Annotated in this window: 11 protein-coding genes and 2 pseudogenes; 10 read left to right on the plus strand and 3 right to left on the minus strand. The window is 56.7% G+C overall.

The annotated features are described in order from the left end of the window. Positions 1–30: 30 nt before the first annotated feature. The 9 genes from AVCG78_RS17700 (at position 31) to AVCG78_RS17740 (ending at position 11,531) form a co-directional block, all read left to right on the plus strand. Complete coding sequence (locus tag AVCG78_RS17700; protein ID WP_174096756.1) at positions 31–1,428, plus strand: diguanylate cyclase; 1,398 nt, start codon at positions 31–33, stop codon at positions 1,426–1,428. 265 nt (positions 1,429–1,693) lie between these two features. Beyond that, positions 1,694–2,587, plus strand: a complete 894-nt coding sequence (locus tag AVCG78_RS17705; protein WP_071206986.1) for a transglutaminase family protein — start codon at positions 1,694–1,696, stop codon at positions 2,585–2,587. A 92-nt stretch (positions 2,588–2,679) separates the two neighbouring features. Continuing rightward, entirely contained in the window at positions 2,680–3,483 is an 804-nt protein-coding gene (locus AVCG78_RS17710) for a transglutaminase-like domain-containing protein (RefSeq protein ID WP_012653525.1), read from the plus strand. A gap of 298 nt (positions 3,484–3,781) precedes the next feature. Continuing rightward, on the plus strand, positions 3,782–4,462 hold the full coding sequence (locus tag AVCG78_RS17715) for a permease (protein ID WP_071207295.1): 681 nt from the start codon (positions 3,782–3,784) through the stop codon (positions 4,460–4,462). Positions 4,463–4,746: 284 nt separating this feature from the next. After that, complete coding sequence (gene paoA / locus AVCG78_RS17720) at positions 4,747–5,388, plus strand: aldehyde dehydrogenase iron-sulfur subunit PaoA (protein ID WP_071206985.1); 642 nt, start codon at positions 4,747–4,749, stop codon at positions 5,386–5,388. Beyond that, positions 5,385–6,335 carry an FAD binding domain-containing protein gene (locus tag AVCG78_RS17725; RefSeq protein WP_071206984.1) on the plus strand — a complete coding sequence of 317 codons (951 nt, stop codon included), beginning with the start codon at positions 5,385–5,387 and terminating at the stop codon, positions 6,333–6,335. The genes paoA and AVCG78_RS17725 overlap by 4 nt, the downstream gene beginning before the upstream one ends. 3 nt (positions 6,336–6,338) lie before the next feature. Continuing rightward, a complete protein-coding gene (paoC, locus tag AVCG78_RS17730) occupies positions 6,339–8,537 on the plus strand; it encodes an aldehyde oxidoreductase molybdenum-binding subunit PaoC (RefSeq protein ID WP_071584507.1) in 2,199 nt (732 codons plus the stop codon). A 299-nt stretch (positions 8,538–8,836) separates the two neighbouring features. Next, a complete protein-coding gene (locus AVCG78_RS17735) occupies positions 8,837–10,531 on the plus strand; it encodes a hybrid sensor histidine kinase/response regulator (protein ID WP_234665015.1) in 1,695 nt (564 codons plus the stop codon). 100 nt (positions 10,532–10,631) lie between these two features. Continuing rightward, entirely contained in the window at positions 10,632–11,531 is a 900-nt protein-coding gene (locus AVCG78_RS17740) for a LysR family transcriptional regulator (RefSeq protein WP_012653531.1), read from the plus strand. Between the two features lie 55 nt (positions 11,532–11,586). On the opposite strand, the gene AVCG78_RS17745 is transcribed toward AVCG78_RS17740, so the two are convergent. The 3 genes and pseudogenes from AVCG78_RS17745 to AVCG78_RS17755 all read right to left on the minus strand — a co-directional run. Next, positions 11,587–12,273, minus strand: coding sequence for a gamma-glutamylcyclotransferase (locus tag AVCG78_RS17745; protein ID WP_174089747.1), 687 nt, complete (start codon positions 12,271–12,273; stop codon positions 11,587–11,589). Between the two features lie 134 nt (positions 12,274–12,407). Further along, complete coding sequence (locus tag AVCG78_RS17750; RefSeq protein WP_409065498.1) at positions 12,408–13,244, minus strand: alpha/beta fold hydrolase; 837 nt, start codon at positions 13,242–13,244, stop codon at positions 12,408–12,410. A gap of 408 nt (positions 13,245–13,652) precedes the next feature. Beyond that, positions 13,653–14,258: pseudogene (locus AVCG78_RS17755) on the minus strand (SDR family NAD(P)-dependent oxidoreductase); the annotation flags it as partial. Between AVCG78_RS17755 and AVCG78_RS17760 the strand changes: the two are divergent. Then, positions 14,250–14,459: pseudogene (locus AVCG78_RS17760) on the plus strand (LysR family transcriptional regulator); the annotation flags it as partial. The pseudogenes AVCG78_RS17755 and AVCG78_RS17760 overlap by 9 nt on opposite strands. Positions 14,460–14,492: the final 33 nt, after the last annotated feature.

Genomic DNA, 14,492 nt, shown 5'->3' on the forward strand with positions numbered 1-14,492 from the left:
TTGGCTTTTGGCTGCCTTATGGCGGTTGGGTTGCTCGCGACCATGGCCTTGCCGTTTCGCTTCACCGACGGTGTTTTCCTGGACACCCGGTATACATTTCTCGCTATATCGGGTTTCTTCGGCGGCCCCATTGCGGCCTTTCCACCGCTTATCGTGGGAATTATCAGGCGATTGATGATCGGAGGTATGGGGATAACGGTTGGCATCCCGCAAATCATCGCGGCTGCATGCATCGGTGTCGTCGCAAGCCGATTGCTTCGCGGCAAGATCCCGACTTTCCCGCAGATCGCAGCACTTGCTCTGTTCGTCGCAGTCAGCGGCATAGCCGGCTTCTTTGTCGTGCGTCCCTTTGAGGTCTGGGGCAACCTGATCGTCGTGACGGTCGGTCCATTCATGGTGGTCTTGTTTGGGGCCACCCTGTTATCCGCTGTTGCCATCGCGCAGGAGATGAAGCGGACAAGGCTTGAAAGGGATTTGGCCGCGGCACAGATCCGTCTCGCCGATGCGCTCGCGACAATGGCGGATGGCTTGGCACTTTTCGACCGTGATGGGGTGTTGGTTTTCACCAATCAAAGATACCTCGATATCTTCAAGGAAACGGCGGATGTCAGGGTGCCCGGGAAAAATATCCGGGAAATCTTGCGGACATCCTTTGAACGTAACGAAGAAGCGCGCGTGGAATCGGATGTCGATCCTATCATCGATCGGGTTGTGGAAGGCCTGTTTCGGCCCAGCGATCGCCTGATCCAACTGGCCGACGGGCGTTCAATCGAGGCAAGAACGCGTGTCACGGGCGAGGGGGAGGCGATGATCGTTTACGCGGATATCACTCTTCATTGTCAACGTGAGGCGCGGTTGCATGAGTTGAACGATCGCTTGTCGGCCTTGGCGGATACGGACGAATTGACTGGTTTGATGAACCGCCGTGGTTTGGAAGCGTCCATGGATCAAGCTTTTGACCGAGCCAAGGATCACGGCGCCAATATTGGCCTTCTTCTTATCGATGTCGATTGGTTCAAGGCTTATAACGACACCTATGGGCATCCCGCCGGGGATAAATGTCTACAGCTTGTCGCCAACACGGTTCATGCGACGTCCAGGTCATTTGCGGGAAGCATTGTGGCGCGATATGGTGGGGAGGAATTGACCGTCGTGTTGCCGAACGCATCAATATCCGAAACCGAGGCAGTCGCGCGGCTTGTTTGTACAGCCGTGCGTACTCTGGCCATCGAGCATGTTGGAAGCGAAAAGCGCATCGTCACAGTGAGCGTCGGGGCCGCCAATCTGAAATCGATGCCGGGCCTGCGCAAGACGGATCTCCTTCTACAGGCTGACGCGGCGCTTTATGCAGCCAAGGCGGCGGGGCGGGACTGTATCCAGACAGCTCCTGATCTCCTTCCGGTCGCCAAGCGCGCCGACAGCCGTTGATCAATTATTCCTGTGACATCACGTTCCGGGCTTTTGCCAATAGCCAAAGCCTTGCCCGACCTAGGTGATTTTAAGGGATGGTCAGCCGCTCACCTGCTGTTTGCATCACACATCAAAGATGCGCAAACACTCCGAATTTTAGGAATATCCGTTGCGGCAAAGCCGTCAGTGGAGTCTAATGCGGGGCAAGACGATGGGCGTGTTACAGCAGTCGTGCTGCTTTCCACGATATCCTGTGCCACCGCTACTCCAGTTTGGCGATTGAATGACGATATTTTCTGTCCGGCATATTACCTCATATCGGTATAAGAGACCGGTCGAATTCGGCGAGCACAGATTGATGTTCCGGCCGCGGGATAGTTTTGACCAGACACTTCTGAGTTCTCATCTGGATGTTGATCCAAAACCCGATTACATAAGGTGGATCCATGATGTGTTTGGCAATTGCGTTGCGCTGGTGGGGTTTACCGGCAAGGCGCGGGAACTCTGCTTTGGGACAAATATCCGCCTGGACCATACCCAGCAGGTTGAAATGGATCTGCAGATCGATGCAGAAGCTCTCCACTACCCTTTCGCATACGACCCGGAGGAAGTGGTCGACCTGGAACGGACAATCAAACGGCATTTTCCTGATCCAGACGATGAGGTTGGCAGATGGACACGGCAGTTCGTGCGGATCGGTCAGCCGACCGAAACTGGTCGCCTGTTGATGACCCTTTGTTATGCGATCCACGAGAGTTTCATCTATGCCCGGCGCCTGGAGCATGGAACGCAGACACCGCTTGAGACGCTCCGGCTTCGCCGTGGTACGTGCCGCGATTTTGCGCTGCTGATGATGGAGGCGGCCCGGTCGCTCGGGCTCGCTGCCCGTTTCGTTACGGGCTATATCTATGTACCCGACCGCGACGGCTCAACCAAGCTTGGCGGTGGCTCCACCCATGCCTGGTGCCAGGTCTATCTTCCCGGTGCCGGGTGGGTGGAATTCGATCCCACCAACGGGATTGTCGGAAACCGCGATCTTATCCGCGTCGGTGTGGCGCGCGACCCAAAACAAGCGGTGCCGCTTTCCGGAAGCTACGACGGCGACGCGTCGGATTTCGACACGATGTCCGTCCAGGTCAACGTTACAACCGATGAGGTGAGCAATACCGCAGCATAGATGGAACAGCTCGGTCGCCTGAGCGTTTGCCGCCTGAACGTGCATTCGTAACCCGTATTTCGGAAATTTTTATCAGAGGATGCCTATTCATCATGAAGATACGCGCGGGATTTCGCATAGGTTACGAATGCCAGCAAGAGACGGCTATGCTGCTGGTGCTCAATATCCATCCATCCCGTCGCACCGATCTTCTGCAGGATCAGGTCCTGAGTTTCGACCGGCCGATTGAGGCCTGGGGCTATTTCGATGGCTTCGGCAATGCTTGTAGCCGCATCGTCGCACCGCCGGGCGTGACGACGATTTCTACGGAATTCGAGATCTACGATAGCGGTCTTCCAGATCCGGTGCCTGAGAATGCGTGGCAGCACGACATCAAGGATCTTCCGGATGACGTGCTCGTCTTTCTGCTCGGCAGCCGGTATTGCGATACGGACCGCCTTTCAGATTTCGCCTGGAAGACCTTTTCTTTTACACCCTTGGGTTGGCCGCGGGTGAAGGCGATCCTGGATTTCGTCCACAACCATATCACCTTCAACTATCAGAAGGCTGATCTTCTCCGCACGGCTTTCGGAGGTTTTACTGATCAAACCGGCGTTTGCCGCGATTTTGCGCATCTTGCGATCACGCTATGCCGCTGCATGAATATTCCGGCGCGTTACTGCACCGGGTATCTGGGGGATATAGGCGTGCCTGATGATCCGAACCCGATGGATTTCAGTGCATGGTTTGAAGTCTATCTCGGCGGTCGCTGGCATACAGTTGATGCCCGACACAACAAGCCCCGGATAGGCCGCATCCTCATGGCCATCGGACGGGATGCCACGGACGTGGCGCTTTCAACTGCCTTCGGCCCCGCCATCTTGACGCAATTCGACGTGACAACCATCGAGTTATAGACCGTGGTATCGAACGGCAGGCTAGCTGTTTGATCTCGTGTCTTACCTTGACGTCTTCAGCGCCCTGCCATGTCACGCTTGCCGCGGGCCGATCATTGATGCCTAGAATTTTCGGCGAGGTTTTTTGTAATCGGTGGACTTTAGAACCGGATCGATTGGCCATTGAGTCCACCCGTCAAAAGCCGCCTCTTTGAGAATTCGCAATCGTCTCGTGACGGGATTGCTCGGCGCTGTTAAGCAAAGAGTATCGGACATACAGCGCGGTGAAATGGGCAACGCGGCGAAACGGGAGGCTGCCTTGGATTTCATGAAATTGCTCAAGTCGCTTGAGGAATTGCTCTACGAGTTGGTGTCCTGGCTGCTGTTTTATCCTCTTACCATGTGGCGCTCGGTGACGAGACCTCTAAGCATGATGCGATACGCCGATCTCGAACTTGCCGACAGACAGGAGGATCAATACGACGATACCCTGAGCCCTCCCTTGTTCCTGCTTATCACGCTGCTTCTTTCCCAAGGGCTGTCGACGGCCTTTCCGTCCAGTTACGATACCACGGTTGCCGCCAAGGAACTGGGATCGGTGTCGAACCTGCTCATTGCGCGTGGTGTGTTATTCGGGATCTATCCTCTTTGCATGGCAGTCACCCTTTTACGGCGCAAGTCGGTAAGGATCACCAGAAGCTCGCTACGCCCACCTTTTTTCAGCCAGTGTTATGTCGCGGCGCCGTTCGCATTCATCATCGGGCTGGCGTTCGACTTGATGTTCATGCCCGACGGACAAGGTGTCCTGATCGGTCTCCTGACCCTGACTGCTGCCACACTCTGGTACGCGCAAGCCGAGGTTCGATGGTTTAAGCAGGATTTGGCTATTGGAGGATTGAAGGCGATTGGCGCCTTCACCCTGGCTTTCCTGGCCGCGACAGTCGTGGCGTTCTTTCTGGCCATTACCATCGGCCTTGAAGCTAAGAACCTGACACCCTGATCGACAGCTGACCTCTGCCTTCGGTACGCGACACCATCGAGCCCTTCCGTTCACCTGTGCGAAGGGTTTAACCGACCTGACCACATTCGTGGCATGCGCCTTTGCGTTGCATTCCTATCGCCATCGCGGGAACTATCCTGCCGGACCTCCATTTAGGGAACGGAGCGACAAGTTCATTTAGTGAACAGCACCTCATCGTGAAAGTCCGCAACCCTACGTTAGAAAATGACGCAAGAGTTCTGTGGTCTTGACCTCATTCCACGTCACCGAAAAGGGGAGCGGACATGTCGAACAGCAACCAAATGGATCTTTCCCGCCGGGATCTTCTTATCTCATCGGCTGTAGCGGCCGTGGTCACAGGAGCCGGCGAAAGGAGCGTGGCAGCACAGCCTGCAGGAGACAACAAGATGAAATTAACGACACCTGTGACGCTAAACGTCAATGGAGCGCACCGTGAGATTGAGGTCGATAACCGCACGACCCTTCTCGACGCGCTACGGGAGCACCTGGATCTTACGGGCACGAAAAAGGGTTGTGACCATGGTCAATGCGGAGCCTGCACCGTCATGGTCGATGGTCGGCGGATCAATGCCTGTCTGACGCTGGCCGTCATGCATGATGGCGACCAGATTACCACGATCGAAGGCCTCGGTCAGCCTGGCCACCTTCATCCGATGCAGGCAGCCTTCGTCAAGCATGATGGTTTTCAGTGTGGCTACTGTACGCCCGGCCAAATCTGTTCCTCCATAGCGGTGCTTGAGGAAATCGAGGCGAATATCCCGAGTCACGTGACGTCCGACCTCAACGGGCCTGCGCAATTGACAGCCATCGAAATCCGCGAGCGGATGAGCGGCAATATCTGTCGATGCGGCGCCTATTCCAACATTGTCGACGCCATTTCCGAAGTTGGAGGGATCAAGGCATGAAAGCTTTCACCTTTGAGCGCGCGCCCTCGATCGAGGCCGCAGTGAAAACGGCTGCTGCCAACCCAGACGCCAGGTTTATCGCCGGTGGCACCAACCTGCTCGATCTGATGAAACTCGAAATCGAGACGCCAACCCATATCATCGATGTAAATAGACTTGGTCTCGATAAAATCGAGTCCACCGATAACGGTGGTCTGCGCATCGGTGCTCTCGTTCGAAATACCGATCTTGCCGCACACGGGACTGTTCGCCGCGACTACGGTCTGTTGTCACGAGCCCTGGTTGCCGGTGCCTCCGGCCAGCTTCGCAATAAGGCGACCACGGCCGGTAACCTGTTGCAGCGTACCCGCTGTCCGTATTTCTATGATCCGAACCAGCCGTGCAACAAGCGTCAGCCGGGCAGCGGCTGCTCGGCCATTGGCGGTTTCAGCCGTCAACACGCGGTTGTCGGGGTAAGTGATGCCTGCATCGCCACCCATCCCAGCGATATGGCAATCGCCATGCGGGCGCTCGATGCGACCATTGAAACAGTAAAAGTAGATGGCAGCCGTCGGTCTATTCCGATTGCCGATTTCCATCGTCTTCCAGGAGAGACCCCGCATATCGAAAGCGTATTGGAGCGCGGCGAATTCGTGACCGCCGTCCTGCTTCCACCACCCATCGGCGGAAAGCATATCTATCGAAAGGTCAGGGACCGGGCGTCCTATGCGTTTGCGCTGATTTCAGTCGGCGCTGTCATTCAAGCGGATGGTACGGGACGTGTTGCCGTCGGCGGCGTCGCCCATAAGCCATGGCGGATTGAAGCCGCGGAAGCGGAACTGCCAAGAGGCGCTCGCGATGCGGCGAAAGCCATTCTCGCCGATGCCCGTCCGACTGAACAGAACCGGTTCAAGGTCGATCTTGTCGAGCGTACGCTTGGCGCCGTCCTTTCCGAAGCAAGGGGGTGACCCATGAAGTTCGATACACCTGCAACAACCAATCCAATCGACCGCCTCAAGGTCGTCGGTCAGCCGATTCACCGCATCGATGGTCAATTGAAGACAACCGGTCGGGCGATGTATGCCTATGAGTGGCGTGATCCGAACACGCGTTATGCCTATGGCTACCCGGTTGGGGCAGCGATTGCCAAAGGCCGGATCAAAGCCATGGATGTGACAGCAGCCAGGAAAGCTGATGGCGTGATTTCTGTGGTGACAACTCTGGATGTCGGTAAGCGCGAGAAGGGCAAGTTCAATACTGCAAACCTGTTCGGTGGCGATGAAGTTCAGCATTATCATCAGGCAATTGCCGTCGTGGTCGCGGAGACTTTCGAGCAGGCGCGGGCTGCTGCTGCCCTGGTCAAAGTGGACTATGATGAGAAGAAGGGGACATTTGATCTCAGTGCGGCGCGAGAGACGGCGAAAAAGCCGGATGATTCCCAAAAGCCCGACACGGCAGTCGGCGATTTTGAAACAGCTTTCCGAACCGCTCCAGTCACCCTCGAGCAATCCTACACGACGCCTGACCAATCTCATGCGATGATGGAACCGCATGCCTCAATCGCCGCGTGGGATGGTGATGAGGTGACCGTGTGGACATCCAGCCAGATGATCGATTGGTGGCGCTCCGATCTCGCCACAACACTCGGCGTTGACAAGGAGAAGATCCACTTGATGTCGCCGTTTATCGGCGGCGGATTCGGCGGCAAGCTGTTTCTCCGGGCCGACGCTGTCCTGGCCGCCTTCGCGGCAAGGGCGGCGAAACGACCTGTCAAAGTCGCCCTGCCGCGTCCATTGGTGATCAACAACACCACCCACCGTCCGGCAACGATTCAGCGCATCCGCATCGGCGCTGAGCGGGATGGAAAGATCACTGCCATTGCGCATGAGAGCTGGTCAGGCGATCTTGCTGGAGGTGGTCCTGAGGTGGCGGTCAATCAAACGCGGCTTCTTTATGCCGGCGCAAACCGGATGACGGCCATGCGTCTTGCGACCCTCGATCTTCCAGAGGGCAACGCCATGCGCGCTCCGGGCGAGGCGCCCGGCTTGATGGCGCTGGAAATTGCCATGGATGAAATGGCCGAAAAGGTTGGCATGGACCCGATCGCGTTTCGCATCGCCAATGACACTCAGGTCGACCCGGAAAATCCCGAGCGTCCATTCTCTCATCGGGACCTGATTGGTTGTCTGAAGCGCGGTGCCGATCGCTTTGGTTGGGATAATCGACCGAAGGCCGGATCTCGCAGGCAGGGCAATTGGTTGATCGGCATGGGTGTCGCCGCCGCATTCCGCGACAACATGGTTCTTCCATCAGGCGCCAGGGTCAAACTCGACAGCCAGGGCATTGTCACGGTTGAGACCGACATGACCGATATCGGAACCGGCAGTTACACGATCATCGCCCAGACCGCCGCGGAAATGATGGGCGTTGGTGTCGATAAAGTCGCCGTGCATCTCGGAGACTCTCGGTTCCCGATTTCGGCGGGTTCCGGTGGCCAGTTCGGTGCAAATTCGGCGACATCGGGCGTTTATGCGGCTTGCGTCAAGCTTCGTGAGGCCATTACCCAAAAACTTGGATTCAATTCCGATGACGTGGTCTTCGAGGACGGGAGCGTCAAAGCTGGAAACCGCTCGGTTCTCCTTGCCGAGGCCGCTGGCTCTGACGGTCTGGTCGGCGAAGATACGATGGAGTGGGGCGATCTCACCAAGACGCATCAGCAATCCACCTTCGGTGCGCATTTTGTCGAGGTTGGCGTCGATGTCGCCACTGGCGAAACCCGCATTCGGCGCATGTTGGCGGTGTGCGCGGCTGGTCGTATCCTCAATCCGATTACAGCGCGCAGCCAGGTGATCGGTGCAATGACCATGGGAGCCGGAGGCGCCCTGTCGGAAGAACTGGTGGTCGATGCAAAGCGAGGCTTTTTCGTCAATCACGACCTTGCCGGATACGAGGTTCCGGTTCATGCGGACATTCCGCATCAGGAGGTTATCTTCATGGACGAGACCGATCCGATGTCATCGCCGATGAAGGCAAAGGGTATCGGGGAACTCGGCCTCTGTGGTGTCTCCGCGGCAATCGCCAATGCCATCTACAACGCCACAGGTGTCCGGGTACGGCACTATCCGATCACGCTCGATAAACTGATCGGTGGCTTGCCTGACATTGCCTGACGTCGAGTTGAGCTTGTCCGACATTGTTTGTGAGGGTTTTGGCGCTGGTGTTTGGCTTGGCGAGGCTCTCACGACAGGCATGATTTTCGCCTGCTGAATAGCTCGCTCGCCGCAGCTTGTTATGAGAAGGGCCAATGAAAAATGGCTCTTCTCATCCCCTTTACTTTAAAGCCTGACGGACTCGTGCGCAGCATTTGGGGCAACTCTTGTTCCGATCCACAGTCCATATGTGCTAGTAGCCAGATGATCGTTTCCGTGCGAACCGGGGTAAGGCCTTGTCGATGAACGGGTAACGGCACATGATCGACTTTCGCAACGTGATGAAGACTGCCTTTCGTATCAAGGCGCCGGTGCGTAGTGGTCGAGCGGATGAAGAGTTTGATACCGAGAAGGCGCAAGCGCTGGTTCGTATTATTATTGTCACCGGGGCAATCAGTTACGTTCTGCCAGCGATAATAATCGGAGCGACACCGGTCGAGGCATGGAGCGTCGTGCCTCTTCTCAGCTATTATTTTCTGTTTTCTCTTGCTGCATACTGGTGGATAGCACGTTGGCCCGGCGAAAACAGAGTGCGCCGTGCCATTACCATTACCCATGACCTTGGTGCTCTGACCTTTACCATTGCCGTTGGAGGTCAAACGTTTCTGCCGCTGTTTGCCATCATGTTGTGGGTGACAGTCGGCAACGGTCTGCGCTTTGGACCAGCATATCTCAAAATTTCAACGGCAGCCACGCTCGCCGGGATTGCCATTATCACTTACTTCAATGCTTATTGGCGCGAAAATCCGTTCATGGTCCTCACGTTGGTGGCCACGACCGTCCTGGTCCCCGCCTATATCTATGCTTTGCTTGGACGATTGCGCAAAGCCTATGAAATTGCCCAGGAGGCCAGCTTGTCGAAATCGCGGTTCCTGGCGCAAGCGAGCCATGACCTTCGGCAACCGATCCATGCCATCAGTTTGTTCACTGCTTGTCTGCGCGATGCCAACCTGCAGCCGAAAGAACTGCAAATGGTTGAAAATATCGACCGATCGCTCCAGAGCGTATCGCGCCTGTTCAAGTCGCTGCTGGATATTTCGACCCTGGATAGTGGTAGGGTCACTCCCAAATATGAGAGGATTGCAATTGCCGAAGTGATCGATGACGTGTTGCGCCAGAACCGGGAAGCGGCGCAGCAGAGCGGCATTACATTGCGGACGGTCAGTTGCAGCGCGGTTGTGGAGATAGACAGGGCTCTTTTGACCACCATGGTGCAAAACATCGTCAACAACGCCATCAAATATGCGGCGGGACGCGATGTCGTCATTGGCTGCCGGCATCGTGGTGGCCGGCTGGCCGTTCAGATCTGCGATCAAGGACCCGGCATTCCCCGGGACCATCAAGTGAGGGTGTTTGAGGAATTCTATCAGGTGCGTGAGCGGGGCGACAAGGACATTGATGGGGTCGGCCTTGGTCTTCCAATCGTGCGGCGTCTCGGTCGCCTGCTCGACATTGATGTGGATTTGAAGTCGGATCCAGGCAAGGGAACCAGCGTCACGCTCGGCAATTTGCGTATCACGCATAAACAAGAATGGTCGCAATCGCCCTTGGCGGCGGGACACTATCCGGCGGCCATCAATGGGCTGCGCATATTGCTGGTGGAAGACGACGAGGCCGTATTGATTGCCACGGCAAGCCTGTTGCGAAAATGGGGATGCCACGTCCAGGCGGAGGCGACGATACCCGGGCATGTGGGGGATTTTGACCTGTTGATCACCGACTTTGATCTCGGCGGTGGCGTCACCGGCACGGAATGCATCCAGATCGTCCAGGACCTGATCGGCCGGCAGATGCCCGCAGTGGTGATGAGTGGCCATGACGAGGGGCGGGTCAGAGAGGACCTGGGATCGGCTGATATTCCAATCCTGTCAAAGCCCGTGCGACCGGCAGAGCTTCGTTCGGTGGTCATGGTCGCGGCGCTTGAGACACGCAGGACGAGAGAGACGAATTCGTAGCCGGTTCGGTCACTAAGGACTCTTCGTGGCGAGTGGATTGATTGATGCGCATAAGTACAATATTTACTTGGAATAAGATGTCTATTTTGAAATAATCAAGATGAATGACTATAAAGCGCTGAAAGTGTTTCTGCTGGCTGCCGAGAAGCGGAATTTTGCGCAGGTCGCGCGCGAACTCGACATGACACCAGCCGCCGTGAGCCGGGCAATAGCTGCCTTGGAACGTGATCTTGGCGTCCAGCTCTTCGTTCGAACGACCCGTCAGGTTGCCCTGACGACAGATGGCGCTATTTTTGCCGCTCAGGTCCAGCCAGCGGTGACCGCCCTGGATAGTGCGCGGCGCGATATCAGGAACGCAAACAAGAGTGATGAGGGACGGCTGCGGATCAGCGTTCCAACCTGGTTCGGCAAGGCCATGCTGCCGCCGATCCTCTCTGGATTCAGGACGCTCTATCCAAAAATGAGCTTTGAGATTTCCTTGTCGGATGGCCTGGTGAACATTGTTGACGACGATTATGACCTTGCGATCCGCATCTCCTCGCAGCCATCGGATAAGTTCACTATCTGGCGCAAGATCCACATCGTGCGGCGTATTCTTGTTGCAGCACCGGCAAGCAAATTCGTCGATATGCGGCATCCTGGCGAACTGACACCCGACGATTGCCTTGCCTATAGCGGCGAGAGTCGGCGGGAAAACTGGGTTCTGTCGGACGGCGGATCAAGCATGACGATTTCAGCCGGAGGGGCGTTCAGCGCCAACAGTGGAGAAGTTCTGGCTGATATGGCGGCAGATGGCGCCGGGGTGGCGATGCTGCCAGGATTTCATGTTTCGGAACATTTGAAAACAGGGCGCCTGGTTCACGTTTTGCGAGGGTGGTCGCCGCCCGATCTATGGTTGACACTTTATTATCCGCCCTATCAGGCTCTACCACCTCGGATCGCGTCTTTCTCTAAATTTTTCGAGGAGCAGGTGGCCGCTCAAATGGTTACGCTCAATTGAGGGATCCCCTGTCGAAGATCTGAGGACGTATCTCCTGCTCTCTCTGTGACAGGCCTTACTGTGTGATGGCCCTGTGCCGCGCCGTTATTTCCGCAGCGACCAGCGCTTGCAAACGCCAGAGATTGCGGTCACGGATCCCTTCGGCCTGAAGGTCGATAATGGTCTTGTGGAGATACTCGGCGCATGAGCCGCCCTGGCCGCAGGCGCTGGCTATCAAGGACGCTGACTGCTCGTCCGGCAAGGGTTTGGTTAGTCCAAGCCGGCTGGTGCTTGCCCAGAATGTCAGGGCGCGCTGAACTCCGTTTGCGGTCTTCACGTAAATCCAACGGACCATGCTCTTCACCTCCCGATACTTGATCTCTCGAGCAACGAGGGCGTGCAGATCCCGGCGGCATCGTTCAGCCGAAAGCTCGAAGACAATGCCATCGCACTGTCCGCCGCGCTCCAGGGCCAGCATCAATCCGGGCTGGGTGCTGGTGGCGCGCCAGCGCTCGATTTTGAGGGAAAACGACCTGTGCCATCCGTAAGCGGTGGCGCGTTGGCGACTGGCTGGTTCGAATTCGGGATTCCAGATCAGCGAGCCATAAGCAAAAACCAGCAGAGGATCACTGCCCGCTTCGGTTTCAATCCTGTCGACGAGTTCATCAAGTTCAGCTTCCGAAAGCGGTGCCCAGCCGGGCTCCGGGCCGTCGTCGCGGACGCCTCTGATGGTCAGGGCAACAAGCTCGGGCGTTAACTGCATCATCGTATCAATCCGCATTCTGACGAAAGATGAGAGTTTGCCTTGGGAAAAGTGGAACCCGACCTTCCCGAAAGACAAACGACAACAAGGGAAGCGAGGCCGCTGTGGCTTTCCACCCCGGCCACGCCTTTGGATCAGGACTTCACAAAAGCCAGCAGGTCGGCGTTGAGCACGTCGGCATTGACGGTCAGCATACCGTGCGAGAAGCCGGGATAGGTCTTGAGCGTACCGTTCTTCAGCAGCTTGATAGCTTTCAGTGCTGCATCGGCGATGGGCACGATCTGGTCGTCTTCGCCATGCAGCACGAGAGTCGGGACGGTTATCGTCTTCAGATCCTCGGTCTGGTCGGTTTCAGAGAAAGCCTTGATGCCGTCGTAATGCGCCTTGGCGCCGCCCATCATACCCTGACGCCACCAATTCTGGATCACGCCCTCCTGGACTTTGGCGTCGTCACGGTTGAAGCCATAGAATGGACCGGCGGGAACGTCGCGGAAGAACTGCGCGCGGTTGGCAGCCAGTGCTGAGCGGAAACCGTCGAAAACTTCCATCGGCAGGCCTTCGGGATTGGCGTCAGTCTTCAGCATCAGCGGCGGGACGGCAGACACCAGAACCGCCTTGGCGACGCGACCGGCTGGCTGGCCATGCTTGGCCACATACCGGGCGACTTCTCCTCCGCCGGTGGAGTGACCGATATGGACGGCGTTCTTAAGATCGAGGGCTTCAACGACCGCGAAGGCATCAGCTGCATAATGGTCCATGTCGTGGCCATCAGAAACCTGCGCCGAACGGCCGTGGCCGCGCCGGTCATGGGCAATCACGCGGTAACCGTTGGCGAGGAAGAACAGCATCTGCGCGTCCCAGTCATCCGATGACAGCGGCCAGCCATGATGAAATACAATCGGCTGAGCATCCTTCGAGCCCCAATCCTTGTAGAAGATTTCAACGCCGTCCTTGGTGGTGATGGTACCCATGGTCTTGTTTCCTTCGGTTGAGGTGTTGGTGGACGCAGCGAGCTTGGCTGTAAAGCTGAATGATGCGGTGAGCGCGGTCGCGGCGACGGCCGATCCGGAAAGCAGGACGCCACGACGTGTCAGGGAAAGAAGAGTGGTGTCGGTCATGTTCGCGTCCTGCGATCTTGTTTCTGTATCGTCAGACCCCTTTGTTCGTCTGATGAGGGCATATTGCCGCCAAACATCCTTGCCAACAATTGCATTATTAATTGAGATTTAATTGCGATTACTGAAATAATGGAGAGGGTCTCGGCGACAACCGCGTCGCGATGATTAACGCGAACGCGGCGACTTTTCCGGTTGTGCATACTCGCCTACCGTTGGGATTAATGCCCAATGAGATTGGCAAGCTGCGAATTTTCCATCGTATTACACGATCGTCGGGGTGATGCCGCCATCGACGCGCAGGGCAGCGCCATTCGTTGCAGCGGACAATGGGCTTGCCACATAGGCAACGAGATTGGCAATTTCCTCTGGCTCGATCATTCGCTGGATCAACGACCTCGGACGCTCCTTGGCGAAATATTCGCTTTCCATCGCGTCGGCTGACAGGTTTGGATCGCTCGCGACGCTGCGCACGAAATCCTCAATTCCGGCAGAGCGTGTGGTCCCCGGCATGACGGTATTGACAGTGACACGCGTGCCCCTGGTGGATGCAGCAAGGCCGCGCGAGATGGCGAGCTGCGCCGTCTTTGTCATGCCGTAATGGATCATGTTGGGCGGAACCAGCACGCCACTTTCGCTGGAGATGAAGATTATTCTTCCCCAATTTCGCGCCAGCATATCCGGCAGGTAATGCCGCGAGAGCCTGACACCGCTCAGCACATTGATTTCCAAAAACCGGCGCCAATCGTCATCGGTGATATCGCTGAAATCCTTGGATTCGTAGATACCGAGATTGTTTATGAGAATGTCGATCTTCGGGACTGCCGCAGTCAGCACGTTTGCCCCTGCTTCGGTCGCCGGATCGGCGAGATTCAGGTTTTCACGAGGGTGGTGGAAGCCGGTAGTTTTTCCGAGGCGGCACGCCTGCTGCAGATGACGCCGTCAACGGTCAGCAAACTCCTCAATCGGATCGAACAGCGATTGGGCGTCCGATTGCTGGAGCGGTCGACACGCCGATTGTCACTGACCGATGAGGGGCTGATCTATTACGAACGGAGTCTGGCCCTGCTTGCTCGGTGGACGCCGTCTGGCGCATCGCGTTCG

The organism is Gillisella vitis, from assembly GCF_021559775.1.
Lineage (GTDB): Bacteria > Pseudomonadota > Alphaproteobacteria > Rhizobiales > Rhizobiaceae > Allorhizobium > Allorhizobium ampelinum.

What these genes read in the sequence shown, in the direction of transcription:
- AVCG78_RS17705 (WP_071206986.1), top strand. Translation starts at nt 1,694, where the DNA reads ATGACGATATTTTCTGTCCGGCATATTACCTCATATCGGTATAAGAGA.
- AVCG78_RS17710 (WP_012653525.1), top strand. Translation starts at nt 2,680, where the DNA reads ATGAAGATACGCGCGGGATTTCGCATAGGTTACGAATGCCAGCAAGAG.
- paoA (WP_071206985.1), top strand. Translation starts at nt 4,747, where the DNA reads ATGTCGAACAGCAACCAAATGGATCTTTCCCGCCGGGATCTTCTTATC.
- AVCG78_RS17725 (WP_071206984.1), top strand. Translation starts at nt 5,385, where the DNA reads ATGAAAGCTTTCACCTTTGAGCGCGCGCCCTCGATCGAGGCCGCAGTG.
- paoC (WP_071584507.1), top strand. Translation starts at nt 6,339, where the DNA reads ATGAAGTTCGATACACCTGCAACAACCAATCCAATCGACCGCCTCAAG.
- AVCG78_RS17735 (WP_234665015.1), top strand. Translation starts at nt 8,837, where the DNA reads ATGATCGACTTTCGCAACGTGATGAAGACTGCCTTTCGTATCAAGGCG.
- AVCG78_RS17740 (WP_012653531.1), top strand. Translation starts at nt 10,632, where the DNA reads ATGAATGACTATAAAGCGCTGAAAGTGTTTCTGCTGGCTGCCGAGAAG.
- AVCG78_RS17745 (WP_174089747.1), bottom strand. Translation starts at nt 12,273, where the DNA reads ATGCAGTTAACGCCCGAGCTTGTTGCCCTGACCATCAGAGGCGTCCGC.
- AVCG78_RS17750 (WP_409065498.1), bottom strand. Translation starts at nt 13,244, where the DNA reads ATGGGTACCATCACCACCAAGGACGGCGTTGAAATCTTCTACAAGGAT.